Origin of the sequence: Bacillus cereus group sp. BfR-BA-01441 (genome assembly GCF_022663075.1) — a bacterium.
Classification (GTDB): Bacteria; Bacillota; Bacilli; order Bacillales; family Bacillaceae_G; genus Bacillus_A; species Bacillus_A cereus.
The window spans coordinates 1-14,731 of the sequence record NZ_JAKUEU010000106.1 but is presented as its reverse complement, the minus strand read 5'-3'; the positions used below and the strand labels follow the sequence as shown (position 1 = coordinate 14,731).

Genomic DNA, 14,731 nt, shown 5'->3' with positions numbered 1-14,731 from the left:
TGTTTTTGATAATGAAAGACCCGTTCTAGAAGAAACGATTCGTCATGACGTAGAACAGATTGGAAAATATAAGAGAATTATCGACCAATATGAGTTTCGAAAAGAAACGATTTTAGAAGTTCTACATTCTCATGGTATTAACATTTCAAAATTAAACGCTGTTTGTGGGCGTGGTGGATTACTTCGTCCAATCGAAGGCGGTACGTATACAGTAAACGATGCGATGTTAGAAGATTTGAAAAATGGCTTTAGCGGTCATCACGCTTCAAACCTTGGAGGCATTTTAGCATATGAAATTGCTTCTGGATTAAACATTCCTGCATTCATTGTAGATCCTGTCGTTGTAGATGAGATGGAGCCGGTTGCTCGTATAAGTGGCATTGCTGGTATGGAACGCAAAAGTATCTTCCATGCATTAAATCAAAAAGCAGTTGCTCGTAAAGTAGCTGAACAGTTAAATCACAAATACGAGGATTTAAATTTATTAGTTACACATATGGGTGGCGGTATTACAGTTGGTGCTCATAAAAAAGGAAGAGTAATCGATGTGAATAACGGTTTAAACGGAGAAGGACCATTTAGTCCAGAGCGCGCTGGTACAGTACCAGTAGGGCAACTAGTAGAAATGTGTTTCTCTGGTGAGTATTACCGTGATGAAATGATTAAAAAACTTGTCGGACAAGGTGGACTTGTAAGTTTAATCGGTACAAATGATGCGATTAAAGTAGAGCAAATGGTTGAAAAAGGTGATCCTGAAGCAACTCTTATTTATAAAGCAATGGCATATCAAGTTGCAAAAGAGATTGGCGGAGCTAGCGCTGTACTTCACGGGAAAATCGATGCAATCGTATTAACTGGTGGACTGGCATACAGTAAAATTCTTGTCGATGAAATAAAAGAGCGAGTGGACTGGATTGCAGATGTTATCGTACATCCAGGCGAAGATGAGTTAGAAGCGTTAGCAGAAGGAGCACTTCGTGTATTACGTGAAGAAGAAGCTCCAAAAGAATACGTTGTACGTGAAAAAGAAACGGTAGCTAGGGGTTGAGATAATGGCAAAAGAATATGATTTAGTCATCGTTGGCGGCGGTACTGGTGGATATGTTGCTGCAATTCGTGCATCACAACTAGGGTTAAAAACTGCACTAGTCGAAAAAGAAAATCTTGGTGGTACTTGTTTACACAAAGGATGTATTCCTAGTAAAGCTCTTTTACGTAGTGCGGAAGTATATGCAACTGCTAAAAAAAGCGAAGAGTTCGGAGTTATTGCAAGCAATGTAGAACTAAACTTTGCGAAAGTACAAGAGCGTAAAGAGAAGATAGTAACGCAGCTTCATAAAGGCGTTCAACATTTAATGAAACAAGGTAAAATTGATGTGTTTGAAGGTATTGGCCGTATTCTTGGCCCATCTATTTTCTCTCCGATGCCAGGGACAATTTCAGTTGAACTTGCAAGTGGAGAAGAGAATGAAATGTTAATTCCAAAAAATGTACTTGTTGCAACAGGTTCTCGTCCAAATTCATTACCAGGTTTAGAATTAGATGGAGAATACGTAATGTCTTCGGATCATGCCCTAAAAATGGAAACGCTTCCTAGTTCGATTATTATCGTTGGTGGCGGTGTAATCGGTATTGAGTGGGCATCTATGCTTGCTGACTTCGGTGTAGAAGTTACAGTATTAGAGTATGCGAAAACGATATTACCACTAGAAGATCAAGACGTTTCAAAAGAAATGCAACGTCTATTCAAGAAAAAAGGTATTAAAGTGGTAACTGGTGCAAAAGTATTACCAGAAACATTGGTAAAAGATAATGGAGTAACAATCCAAGCTGAACACAACGGTGAAAATAAAGAATTTAAAGCAGAAAAAATGCTTGTATCTGTAGGAAGACAAGCGAATACGCAAAATATTGGCTTAGAGAATACAGATATCGTTGTGGAAAAAGGATACATTCAAACAAATGAGTTTTATCAAACGAAAGAATCGCATATTTACGCAATTGGAGATGTAATCGGTGGCCTGCAACTTGCTCACGTTGCTTCTCATGAAGGAATTGCTGCAGTAGAACATATTGCAGGGAAAGAAGTTACACCAATTGATTACTCTATGGTATCAAAATGCGTATATAGCAGTCCAGAAGTTGCTTCTGTCGGTTTAACAGAACAAGAAGCAAAAGAAAAAGGCTATAAGTTAAAAGTAGGTAAGTTCTCATTCCGCGCAATCGGAAAAGCACTTGTATACGGAGAATCAGATGGTTTCGTAAAACTTGTAGTTGATGAAGAGACAAATGACATTCTTGGTGTTCATATGATTGGACCACATGTAACAGATATGATTTCTGAAGCTGGTCTTGCAAGAGTACTTGATGCAACACCTTGGGAAGTAGCACATACAATTCATCCGCATCCATCATTATCTGAGGCGATTGGTGAAGCAGCACTTGCTGTAGATGGAAGAGCGTTACACGCATAAAAATGTGGATTTAGGAGGTTATGAAAAATGGCAGAAGTAAAAGAAAAGCGCCATGAAGAGCTTGGCTTAAGTGATGAGCAAGTATTAGAAATGTTCCGTACGATGTTACTTGCACGTAAAATCGACGAACGTATGTGGTTATTAAACCGTGCTGGTAAAATTCCATTCGTAATTTCTTGTCAAGGACAAGAGGCTGCACAAGTTGGAGCGGCGTTCGCTCTTGATAGAGAGAAAGATTATGCATTACCATACTACCGTGATATGGGTGTTGTACTAGCATTTGGTATGACAGCTAAAGAGCTTATGTTGTCTGCTTTCGCGAAAGCTGGAGATCCAAACTCTGGTGGTCGTCAAATGCCTGGTCACTTCGGTCAAAAGAAAAATCGTATTGTTACAGGTTCATCTCCAGTAACAACGCAAGTACCACATGCAGTTGGTATTGCATTAGCTGGAAAAATGGAGAAGAAAGATTTAGTAACGTTCGTTACATTTGGAGAAGGTTCTTCAAACCAAGGTGACTTCCATGAAGGGGCAAACTTTGCTGGTGTACACAAACTACCTGTTATTTTTATGTGTGAAAATAACAAATATGCAATCTCTATTCCAGTTGAAAAACAATTAGCATGTAAAAACGTATCAGATCGTGCGATTGGTTACGGTATGCCTGGATATACAATAGACGGAAACGATCCGCTTGCAGTATATAAAGCTGTAAAAGAAGCAGCAGATCGCGGTCGCCGTGGTGAAGGCCCAACTTTAATTGAAACAGTATCATATCGTTTAACAGCACATTCTAGTGACGATGATGATCGTGTTTATCGTGATAAAGAAGAAGTAGAAGAAGCAAAGAAAAAAGATTCAATTATAACATTCGCGGCTTATTTAAAAGAAGCTGGTGTATTAACTGAGGAATCGGAAAAACAAATGTTAGACGAAATTATGCATATCGTAAATGAAGCAACAGAATATGCAGAAAATGCTCCGTATGCAGCACCTGAAGATGCATTGAAGCACGTATACGCAGAATAGGGGGGAACGTTTCATGGCTGTAATGTCTTATATTGATGCTATTACATTAGCAATGCGCGAAGAAATGGAACGCGATGAGAAAGTATTCGTTTTAGGAGAAGATGTTGGTAAAAAAGGTGGCGTGTTTAAAGCGACACACGGTTTGTATGATCAATTTGGTGAAGATCGTGCGCTTGATGCACCGCTTGCAGAATCTGCAATTGCTGGGGTAGCAATTGGTGCGGCAATGTATGGTATGCGTCCAATCGCTGAAATGCAGTTTGCTGATTTCATCATGCCAGCAGTAAACCAAATTGTTTCTGAGGCAGCAAAAATTCGTTATCGTTCTAATAATGATTGGACTTGTCCAGTTACAATTCGTGCACCATTTGGCGGGGGTGTTCACGGTGCATTGTATCATTCACAATCTGTAGAAGCGATGTTTGCAAACCAACCAGGTTTAAAAATCGTTATCCCTTCTACACCATATGATGCAAAAGGCTTATTAAAAGCAGCCATTCGTGATGAAGATCCAGTATTATTCTTCGAACATAAACGTGCATATCGTTTAATTAAAGGTGAAGTGCCGGAGGATGACTACGTATTACCAATCGGAAAAGCAGATGTAAAACGTGAAGGTGATGATATTACAGTTATCACGTACGGATTATGTGTTCATTTTGCTCTTCAAGCGGCTGAAAAGTTAGCACAAGATGGCATCTCTGCACACATTCTTGATTTACGTACTGTATATCCATTAGATAAAGAAGCAATCATTGAAGCAGCTTCTAAAACAGGTAAAGTTCTTCTTGTAACAGAAGACAATAAAGAAGGAAGCATTATGAGTGAAGTGGCAGCAATTATTGCTGAAAACTGTCTATTTGATTTAGATGCGCCAATCGCACGTCTTGCAGGTCCAGACGTTCCAGCAATGCCATATGCACCAACAATGGAAAAATTCTTTATGGTAAATCCAGATAAAGTTGAAAAAGCAATGCGTGAACTTGCGGAATTTTAATCGGGGGGACTATACATGGCTGTAGAAAATATTACAATGCCTCAGCTCGGGGAGAGCGTTACAGAGGGCACAATTAGTAAATGGCTCGTTAATGTTGGCGATCACGTAAACAAGTATGATCCGCTTGCAGAAGTAATGACTGATAAAGTAAATGCTGAAGTACCATCTTCTTTCACGGGGATTGTAAAAGAGTTAATCGCTGGTGAAGGTGATACGTTAGCTGTAGGTGAAGTAGTTTGTGTGATTCAAGTAGAAGGCGCAGATGAAGTAGCAGCAACAGCTGTTGAAGAAAAAACGAAAGAAGAACCAAAGGCAGAAGTAGCTACGTCTGAAAAAGCACCGAAAGTAAAACAACCAACTGATGGAAAACCACGTTTTTCACCAGCTGTGTTAAAACTTGCGGGTGAGCATAACGTTGATTTAGATCTAGTAGAAGGTACGGGAGCAAACGGCCGTATCACTCGTAAAGATATTTTAAAGCTAGTGGAATCTGGAAATATTCCGCAAGCAGGTGCAGCGAAGAAAGAGGAAGCTGTAGCGGCAGTAGTAGAAGCTCGCCCAGAAGCACCAAAAGCAGCACCAGTAGCGCAAAAAGTAGAAGCTGCGAAACCAGTTTCTGTACCTACAATGCCTGGAGATATCGAAATTCCAGTAACAGGTGTGCGTAAAGCAATCGCAGCAAACATGTTACGTAGTAAACATGAAGCACCGCATGCTTGGATGATGATTGAAGTAGATGTGACAAACCTTGTGTCATACCGTAACTCAATTAAAGGTGACTTTAAGAAGCGTGAAGGCTTTAACTTAACGTTCTTTGCTTTCTTCGTAAAAGCAGTAGCACAAGCGTTAAAAGAGTATCCTCAAATTAATTCAATGTGGGCTGGCGATAAAATTGTTCAGAAGAAAGATATTAACCTTTCTATCGCTGTTGCAACAGAGGAAGAACTATTTGTACCAGTAATTAAGCAAGCGGACGAGAAAACAATTAAAGGTATCGCTCGTGAAATTACAGAACTTGCAGGAAAAGTACGTACGAAATCGTTAAAAGCAGACGAAATGCAAGGTGGAACATTTACAATTAATAACACAGGATCATTCGGTTCTGTTCAATCTATGGGTATTATTAATTACCCACAAGCGGCTATTTTACAAGTTGAATCAATTGTAAAGCGCCCAGTAATTATGGATAATGGTATGTTCGGTGCTCGTGACATGGTTAACTTATGTTTATCACTTGATCACCGAGTACTTGATGGTTTAATTTGTGGTAAGTTCTTAGGGCGTGTTAAAGAAATTTTAGAAAACATGTCAGAAAATAATACATCTGTATATTAATAAAAAGCTCGCATAAGCGAGCTTTTTATTATCTTATTTCTTCATCTACATCCTACTATATGTATAAATATCTTTCCCAGTAATCTTACAATAAACGATTATGTATTAGGAATTTACGAAAATACATTGCTGATATATGGTATATGGATATAAAATAAGAAAAGAATAATTTTTTTGGCAAATCTTACTGATGAAACTGTAGTATAATATATTGTATTGTATGAAAAAGAGAGTTATTCTATATAAGTGTTTTATAGATAATGTGTAATCAGTCGTCAAAACATGAAGAATGTTGACTCCTGGTTTTTTATTTTTGCCGTAACAATGTTTCAGGAGGATGTCATGAAAAGAAGTACCGAGTTTCTAAAAAGTTTAGATGTAAAATTAATTTTAATTTTGTGTGCACTATGTGTGACGAGTATAGCTGCTATATATAGCAGTCAGCAAACGGGACAGTATGGAGCTGCAAACTTTGCTATGAAACAAGGTGTTAACTACATAATTGGGGTTGTATTGTTACTTCTTGTTGCAAGCATTGATTTAGATCAGTTACAAAAATTATCTTGGCCGCTTTATATTGTTGGGTTTGCTTCACTTATTCTTTTGAAAGTATTACCACCATCAGGTTTTACACCTGAAAAATTAGGTGCAAAAAGATGGTTTGTTTTCCCAGTATTTGGACAAATTCAGCCGTCTGAGTTTTTCAAAATTGCATTGCTACTTGTAGTAGCGAGTATAGCAGTAAAACATAATGCACAGTATATGGCAAGGACATTCCAAACAGATTTAAAGCTAGTAGGTAAAATTATGCTAGTGTCACTTCCACCTATGGCGGTTGTATATAGTCAACCTGATACAGGTATGGTGTTCTTATATGCTGCTGCTATTGCGTGTATTTTATTTATGTCAGGTATTCAAAAGAAATTGATAGCATTATGTACAGTTATTCCGTTGACCATATTATCTGCTTTAATATTTATTTTCTTTAAGTATCAAGATTTTTTCTATAATAATTTAGTTACTTTACTAAAACCTCACCAACAGTCGCGTATTGTAGGTTGGTTAAATCCATTTGAAAATGCAGATCAAGGTTATCAAACGCAACAATCGATTTTAGCTGTAGGTAGTGGAGGAATGGAAGGTAAAGGGTTTGGGGGAGGAAGCGTCTATATCCCAGAGAAGCATACTGACTTTATTTTCGCTACAATTGCCGAAGAAGGTGGATTTATCGTAGCAGCCTTAGTTGTCTTCTTGTTCCTATTACTACTATATCGAACAATTATTATTGGTTATTCCGCTGATAATTTATTTGGTACATTATTATGCGCTGGATCGATCGGTATATTAACAGTTCAAATATTCCAAAACATCGGTATGATCGTTGGATTAATGCCTGTAAAAGGTATTGCATTACCTTTCTTATCGTATGGGGGAAGTTCCTTATTCTCGAATATGATTATGATGGGGCTCATACTATCGGTACGGAAAACGTATAAAAAATATATGTTTTCAGTTAAGTAAAAAAAGCTGGTTCGTTTTTAAACGAACCAGCTTTTTTACATATATGCTCATAAACGTTGCAAACTAAAACAGGTTAGCAGTTTGAGACGGGTAAGGAGTGCAAAGTGATGCATATGCATATTTTTGAAGGAGCACGGCATCTTTCTAGTAGTGAATGGGTTATTCGGGCTATTATAGCATACATATTTTTAATATTAGTTGCGAAAGCGATGGGACAAAGGTCTATCGCACAACTTCGTTTTTTAGATGTTGTATTAGTGTTATTGCTTGGTGGGAATATTTCTAACGCATTGTCTGATGAAAAAGTAGGGTTACTGGGCTCGATGATTACAACGTTCATACTCGTTGTACTTCATATTATAAGCTCAGTTTTAATGCTGAAATGGGATAGATGGAGACGTTTTTTAGAGCCAGCACCTATCATTCTTATACATAATGGTTCCATTGATTTTAGCAATTTGAAAAAGGCGAGAATTACCGTGGAATATTTGTTTTCGGAACTTCGTATGCGAAATGTGAGCGATATTCAAACGATTAAATTAGCATTATGGGAAGCAAACGGTGTCGTTTCTATATTTCGGTATCCAGAATATGAAGCAGTTTCGCGGCTTGATCTTAAAGTGACGGGAAAAAAATCTCCAGTTTCTTTTGTATTAGTAAAGGATGGGAGGATACAGAAAGATGTTCTTGCATTATTAGGAAAAACAGAAGCTTGGGCGCGAGAATTTCTAGAGGAGAGTACAGAAGTGGAATCTATTATGTTAGCTACAGTAGATGAATCACATAAAATAAATATTTTGTTAAAAAAATGAAAAATATACGCATTTTGTCGTTTCGAACATATGATACAATAGTGTGGACAACGAAAAAGGAGGCGATACGGTGGGATATGTAGAAGAATTACGAAAAATAGTTGGTCATCGCCCTTTAATTTTAGTTGGTGCTGTTGTACTCGTTATAAATGAAAATGGATATGTTTTATTGCAGCAGCGGACAGAGCCGTACGGAAAATGGGGGCTACCTGGCGGGCTAATGGAGCTTAGTGAATCACCAGAAGAAACAGCTTATCGTGAAGTATATGAAGAGACAGGAATAAAAGTGAAGAACTTGCGACTAATCAATGTATTTTCTGGAGCGAACTACTTTACAAAATTAGCAAACGGTGATGAATTTCAATCTGTAACAACCGCCTATTATACAGATGAATACGAAGGGGATTTTGTTATGAATAAAGAAGAAGCAGTTCAGCTTAAATTCTTTTCAGTAACAGAACTACCTGACTATATTGTAGGATCGCATAAAAAAATGATTGCTGAATATATGAAGATTATGGAAAAAAAGATATAATCATAGTGAAAGAAATACAAAAACACAGTTCTGGTTGGTAGTCCAGACGCATGATTTCATGTCAGTAACCTTCCCCTCCGGGATGTCCTGTATTTCTAATCTTTTAAAGGAGGGGCTGTCAATGGATTTGACAGTATATCACGATGGCCAATTTTTTGTTGGAATCATTACATGTAAAGAACAAGGGAAATTGTATGGGGCGAGGTATATTTTTGGGGCGGAACCGTCAGATGAAGAAGTGCTTATGTTTGTGAATGGTTCACTTTTAGAGCATTTTCAGCACTTTGCAAAATGTGGTGTAGAAGTTAAAGAAAAACAGCGTCCTAAAAACATAAAGCGTATCATACGACAAGCAGCAAAAGAAATAAATATTAAACGTTTTACTAAGGCGCAAGAGGCGATTAGCTTATCTTATGAATTGCATAAACAAGAAAAGAAAGTGCAGTCTAAAGAGAAGCGAGAAGCTGAAAAAGAAAGAAGACGTTTAATGAAAGTACAAAAAGCAAAGCAAAAACATCGTGGTCATTAAAGAAAAGGTGTTAGAGCAAGAGCTCTAACACCTTTTCTATACTTAAATACAAGTAAACTTACTTGTATTTCATAAACATTAACTGGTAAGATACAAATAGGTAGTTTTAGAGGAGGGAAAAGAGTGATTAATTTTAACTTTTTTATGAATGATGTTGTCCGCCAAGCGCGTGAAGAGATTGTCTCTGCTGGATATACAGAATTGACGACGCCAGAAGCGGTAGAAGAAGCGTTTAAAAGAAATGGAACAACACTTGTAATGGTAAACTCTGTATGTGGTTGTGCAGGTGGTATTGCTCGTCCTGCTGCTGCGCATTCCGTACATTATGATAAACGTCCTAACCACCTTGTAACGGTGTTTGCAGGTCAAGATAAAGAAGCGACAGCAAGAGCGCGTGAATATTTCGAAGGGTACCCACCTTCTTCTCCATCATTTGCTTTATTAAAAGATGGAAAAATTGTAACGATGGTAGAGCGTCATGAAATTGAAGGTCATGAACCGATGCAAGTTATTGCGAAACTACAATCATATTTTGAAGAGAATTGTGAAGAACTATAAAAAATAAGAGAAAAGGCGGCACGTCCACAATCAAGTGGATGTGCCGCCTTTTTTATTTATTATTAAAATTTATGGAATATGCATAGTTGTGTTATTTTATGCATCATTTTATACATAAAAAATAGCATTTATATTGTTTTGTTATTTATTTTTATTTTATATATTGCATAAAAATAAAAGTGCTGATACAATACAAACATCGAATAAATATTCTATTAAACTTTTAAATATACATTATTAGGGGGAAGAAAGATGAAGAAGTTAGTATCAATATCGTTTGCACTTATTTTAATTGTAAGTATATTCAGCGCTTGTAGTAATGGGGAATCGAAAGAAACAAAAGGAAATAAAAAAGTACTCGTAATGGGAACTTCAGCAGATTATAAACCTTATGAATATGTAGATGCGTCAAAGAGCGATGAAATTATTGGTTTTGATGTTGATGTTGCTAAATATATCGGAAAAGAACTTGGGTATGAAGTGAAAGTGAAAGATATGGATTTTGGTGGTTTATTAGCATCTCTTAGTTCAGGAAAAGTTGATTTCGTAATGGCAGGCATGACGCCAACTGCAGAGCGTAAAAATAATGTTGATTTTACAGATATTTATTTTGTTGCGAAAAATATGGTCGTTTCTAAAAAGGATTCTAACATTAAATCTGTAGAGGATTTAAAAGGGAAAAAAGTAGGAGTACAAACAGGGTCTATTCAAGAAGAGAAAGCAGCAGAATTTAAAAAACAAGTAGATTTCCAAGTTGAGGGACGTGACCGTATACCAGAAATCGTACAAGAAATTAAAGCTGGTCGTTTTGACGCTGCAATTATAGAAGACACAGTTGCTAAAAATTATTTAGAGAAAATGAAAGATTTACAAGGAATTGAAATTAAAGAAGCGCCAGAAGAAGTTGGAGCAGCAATTGCCCTTCCGAAAAACAGTGATAAAACAGCTGAATTTAATAAAGTAATTAAAAAAATGCAAGAAAATGGAGAAATGGATAAATTAGTGAAGAAATGGTTTGGCAGCGGAAAATAAGCTGCCTTTCACTTTTCTGTGAGGGGAATGAAAAGAATGAACTTAGATTTTTCGGCGATTACGCCTTCGATACCATATATACTAAAAGGTTTAGAAGTTACTTTGAAAATTGTAGCAGTATCAGCTTTAGCAGGATTTATTTTAGGAACGCTATTAGCACTTTGTAAAATTGCTAGAATACGAGCATTAAATATAGCAGCAGATTTTTATACATCAATTTTTCGTGGTACACCCCTTGTATTGCAATTAATGATTATTTATTTCGGTGTCCCGCAAATAATTGGTTATGAAATACCAGCATTCTTAGCTGCTGTACTTGCATTTAGCTTGAATTCAGGTGCATACATGTCAGAAGTAATTCGTGCTGGTATTCAAGCGGTGGATAAAGGACAAACAGAAGCAGCAATGGCTTTAGGGGTACCATACGGAAAAATGATGAGAAATATTATTTTCCCTCAAGCATTAAAAAATATATTACCAGCGCTTGTGAACGAATTCGCGACACTTACGAAAGAATCGGCTGTAGTAACAGTAATAGGCGCGACTGATTTAATGCGTCGTGCTTACATCGTAGGCGGTGAGACATTTAAATATCTTGAACCATTACTTTTTGTTGGACTGATTTATTATATGTTAGTCATTATTCTTACATTAGTCGGGAAGGCAATTGAAGGGAGAATGAAGAAAAGTGATTAAAATTGAAAACCTTCATAAATCATTTGGTAAAAACGAAGTATTAAAAGGAATTACAACAACGATTGAAAAAGGGGAAGTAGTTGCAATTATAGGACCTTCTGGATCAGGAAAATCAACATTTTTACGTTGTATGAATATGTTAGAAGCACCAACGGATGGTCACATTTGGATTGGAACGGAAGAAGTAACGAATCCGAAAACGAATGTTATGCATGTTCGTGAAAATGTCGGTATGGTATTTCAACATTTTCACTTATTTCCTCATATGACTGTATTAGAAAATATTACGTATGCTCCTACCAATGTAAAAGGGGTAACGAAGCAAGAAGCTGAAAAGAAAGCTGAGAAACTTTTAGAAAAGGTTGGACTAGTAGATAAAAAAGATACGTATCCAAATCGTCTTTCGGGAGGACAAAAGCAACGTGTAGCAATTGCAAGAGCGTTAGCAATGGAACCCGAAGTTATGTTATTTGATGAACCGACATCGGCGCTAGATCCAGAGATGGTGAAAGAAGTGTTAGAAGTTATGAAATCGTTAGTTACGACAGGAATGACGATGGCTATCGTTACACATGAAATGGGCTTTGCAAAAGAAGTGGCAGATCGTGTTCTTTTCTTGGACGGAGGAAAGCTTGTAGAAGATAGTGCGCCAGAAGAATTTTTTGCAGCGCCGAAAAGTGAACGTGCGCAACAATTTTTACAAAAAATATTGTAATATGAAAAGGTTATGTGAATAATAAGTAGAAAAGGATGACATTGTGTCATCCTTTTTTTATACTAGCTGTAAATACGTTTATACATATAGGAGTAATGATATGTTTAAAATTGGATACCGTACAGTGAAAACAGCAATAGGGACAGGCGCGGCAGTTTTTATTGCTCAGTTATTAGGGTTGGAATTTTATAGTTCAGCAGGTATTTTAGTTATTTTATGTGTACAAAATACGAAGCGCAAATCGCTTCAAGTGTCGTTACATCGTTTTCTAGCTTGTGTATTATCAATGGTATTCGCGTTTTGTATTTTTGAAACGATTGGCTATACACCACTTGCAATTAGCATATTGTTACTTACATTTATTCCGACTGCAGTAATGCTTAAAATTCAAGAAGGCATTGTCACGAGTTCAGTTATTGTTATGCATCTATATTCATTGAAGCAAATTACATGGCTTATAGTTGGAAATGAAATTGCTATATTAACGATAGGGATTAGCGTGGCGTTATTAGTAAATATGTATATGCCGAGTAGTGAAAATAAGCTAAAAGAGTATCAGGATAAAATAGAGAGCAATTTTAAAACGATTTTGTTTGAAATGGTTGTGTATTTACGAAATCGAGAAAGTAGTTGGAGTGGAGCAGAACTCATTGAAACCGAGAATATGTTAAATGAAGCAAGAGATTTATCGTTTAAAAAACTTGAGAATGCATTTATGCGAGAAGATGATTATTACTATCGTTATTTTAATATGCGTATGCAACAATTCGAAATTTTAGAGCGAATGATACCACTAGCAGCTTCTTTATCATGGACATATGAACAAGCTGATATGATTGCAGATGTTGTTGAAAACATTGGTAATGCTATTAGCCCTGAGAGTACTGGCGTTATTTCCTTAAGGCAGCTTCAAGAAATGAGGGGATTATTTAGAGACATGCCATTACCAGCTACACGCGAAGAATTTGAGATACGTGCGAAACTTGTTCAACTTGTGTATGAAATGGAACAATATTTACTCATTAAAAGTCGCTTTAAGGGAAAGGATAATATAAAAGAACTTATATAGAAGGTAGGAATTATCTATGCCGTATCTTCTCTCTATCATATTATGTCTTTCTTTATCGCCGATTTGGCCTCTTGGGGATAATCCACGTGCCGGAGATCCTTTTATTATTGTAAATAAAGCAACGAATAAATTAGCTTACATTGACGATGGGAAGATTCAAAAGGTTTTTCCAGTAGCGACAGGGAAAACGAATGAATTAACTCCAGAAGGAACTTTTGATGTTGTAATGAAAGCGAAGGATCCGTATTATATTGCGAAGGATATTCCAGGTGGGTCGCCAAAAAATCCACTTGGGTCAAGGTGGATTGGATTTAATGCAAGAGGAACTGATGGAAGTAAATATGGAATACATGGAACAAACCAACCGAGTTCAATTGGAAAGTATATTTCACAAGGGTGTATAAGAATGAAGAAAAACGATGTGGAATATTTGTTTGATCGCATTCCAATTGGAACGAAAGCATGGATTGTGAAATCGAAAAAATCATTTCAGCAATTGGCAAAAGAAAAAGGAGCCGTTGCATATGAAAAAGCCAACGAAATGAACTGCACCCCAATTGTTAGACACAGTCTAACAATTGGAGGTGCAGTTTTTTGTATGACAAAATTTACGAAGGATTTAAAGTTAACGCTCGTTCAAGGATTTAATCCGAAAATAATTTCTCAAGCAGAATATGCAAAACAGATGCATATTACAAAGGCACAATTTCAATACTGGTTACGCTTATACGAACTCCATGGAGAAGAAGGTTTACACGAGGTCTATACAAATTACACCGCAGAGTTTAAACTAGACGTACTAAATTTTATGGCTCAATCGGGTATATCGTTAATGGATACAGCGGCTATCTTCATGATTCCTTCTTTTACAACGGTTTATCAATGGAAGAAGCAATTTGAAGTAGGTGGCTTAGATGCCCTTGAACCAAAGAAAAAGGGGCGCCCATCCATGAAAAATAAAAACACAAAACATGATACTAAAAAGATTCCGGCAGAAGGTTCAGTTGAAGCGTTACAAGCTGAATTAGAACGCTTACGTATGGAAAATGCGTATTTAAAAAAGTTGAATGCCTTAGTTCAAAACAAGGAAAAATCACCAAACAAGACAAGGCACAAGTAGTCTATGAATTAAGGCATGAGTTTCAAGTGAAAGAATTAGTAAAGTTAGCGGATATCCCTCGAAGCACCTATTATTTTTATGTAAAACAAATGGATAGAATCGATCCAGATGCCGATTTAAAAGTAGAAATTAAAGCGATTTATGATGAACACGAAGGTCGTTATGGATATCGTCGTATTCGTGATGAGTTAGCCAATCGTAATCAAATAGTGAATCATAAAAAAGTGCAACGAATTATGAAAGAGTTAGGTTTAAAATGTCTTGTACGTATGAAAAAATATAAATCTTATAAAGGAACAGTTGGTAAAA

Annotated in this window: 14 protein-coding genes and 2 pseudogenes; all 16 read left to right on the top strand. The window is 36.7% G+C overall.

The features are described 5' to 3' along the window. A partial coding sequence (buk, locus tag MR107_RS26595) for a butyrate kinase (RefSeq protein WP_242292910.1) occupies positions 1-1,048 on the top strand: 1,048 nt, incomplete at its 5' end. Positions 1,049-1,052: 4 nt separating this feature from the next. Further along, complete coding sequence (gene lpdA / locus MR107_RS26590; RefSeq protein WP_001051295.1) at positions 1,053-2,474, top strand: dihydrolipoyl dehydrogenase; 1,422 nt, start codon at positions 1,053-1,055, stop codon at positions 2,472-2,474. 27 nt (positions 2,475-2,501) lie between these two features. Continuing rightward, positions 2,502-3,503 carry a 3-methyl-2-oxobutanoate dehydrogenase subunit alpha gene (gene bfmBAA, locus MR107_RS26585; protein ID WP_000852551.1) on the top strand — a complete coding sequence of 334 codons (1,002 nt, stop codon included), beginning with the start codon at positions 2,502-2,504 and terminating at the stop codon, positions 3,501-3,503. A gap of 13 nt (positions 3,504-3,516) precedes the next feature. Then, positions 3,517-4,500, top strand: coding sequence for a 3-methyl-2-oxobutanoate dehydrogenase subunit beta (gene bfmBAB / locus MR107_RS26580; RefSeq protein WP_000290071.1), 984 nt, complete (start codon positions 3,517-3,519; stop codon positions 4,498-4,500). A gap of 15 nt (positions 4,501-4,515) precedes the next feature. Beyond that, complete coding sequence (locus MR107_RS26575) at positions 4,516-5,835, top strand: dihydrolipoamide acetyltransferase family protein (RefSeq protein WP_000257660.1); 1,320 nt, start codon at positions 4,516-4,518, stop codon at positions 5,833-5,835. 342 nt (positions 5,836-6,177) lie between these two features. Beyond that, a complete protein-coding gene (locus MR107_RS26570) occupies positions 6,178-7,356 on the top strand; it encodes an FtsW/RodA/SpoVE family cell cycle protein (protein WP_242292909.1) in 1,179 nt (392 codons plus the stop codon). A 107-nt stretch (positions 7,357-7,463) separates the two neighbouring features. Beyond that, on the top strand, positions 7,464-8,168 hold the full coding sequence (locus MR107_RS26565; RefSeq protein ID WP_144560673.1) for a DUF421 domain-containing protein: 705 nt from the start codon (positions 7,464-7,466) through the stop codon (positions 8,166-8,168). 70 nt (positions 8,169-8,238) lie between these two features. Then, positions 8,239-8,703, top strand: coding sequence for an NUDIX hydrolase (locus tag MR107_RS26560; RefSeq protein WP_000542551.1), 465 nt, complete (start codon positions 8,239-8,241; stop codon positions 8,701-8,703). A 121-nt stretch (positions 8,704-8,824) separates the two neighbouring features. Beyond that, positions 8,825-9,232, top strand: coding sequence for a YjdF family protein (locus MR107_RS26555; RefSeq protein WP_000366599.1), 408 nt, complete (start codon positions 8,825-8,827; stop codon positions 9,230-9,232). A gap of 144 nt (positions 9,233-9,376) precedes the next feature. Beyond that, on the top strand, positions 9,377-9,790 hold the full coding sequence (locus MR107_RS26550; protein WP_001979317.1) for a BrxA/BrxB family bacilliredoxin: 414 nt from the start codon (positions 9,377-9,379) through the stop codon (positions 9,788-9,790). Between the two features lie 252 nt (positions 9,791-10,042). Then, on the top strand, positions 10,043-10,822 hold the full coding sequence (locus MR107_RS26545) for a transporter substrate-binding domain-containing protein (RefSeq protein WP_000737673.1): 780 nt from the start codon (positions 10,043-10,045) through the stop codon (positions 10,820-10,822). A gap of 36 nt (positions 10,823-10,858) precedes the next feature. Next, positions 10,859-11,518, top strand: coding sequence for an amino acid ABC transporter permease (locus MR107_RS26540; RefSeq protein ID WP_001046916.1), 660 nt, complete (start codon positions 10,859-10,861; stop codon positions 11,516-11,518). After that, the gene (locus MR107_RS26535) at positions 11,511-12,233 is read left to right on the top strand and encodes an amino acid ABC transporter ATP-binding protein (RefSeq protein WP_000590206.1); all 723 of its coding nucleotides are present in this window, start codon (positions 11,511-11,513) and stop codon (positions 12,231-12,233) included. Before MR107_RS26540 ends, MR107_RS26535 begins: the two co-directional genes overlap by 8 nt. 100 nt (positions 12,234-12,333) lie before the next feature. After that, on the top strand, positions 12,334-13,302 hold the full coding sequence (locus tag MR107_RS26530; protein WP_000472673.1) for an aromatic acid exporter family protein: 969 nt from the start codon (positions 12,334-12,336) through the stop codon (positions 13,300-13,302). A gap of 16 nt (positions 13,303-13,318) precedes the next feature. Further along, positions 13,319-13,840, top strand: a pseudogene (locus MR107_RS26525) (L,D-transpeptidase); the annotation flags it as partial. Positions 13,841-13,900: 60 nt separating this feature from the next. After that, a pseudogene (locus tag MR107_RS26520) lies at positions 13,901-14,731 on the top strand (IS3-like element ISBce18 family transposase); the annotation flags it as partial.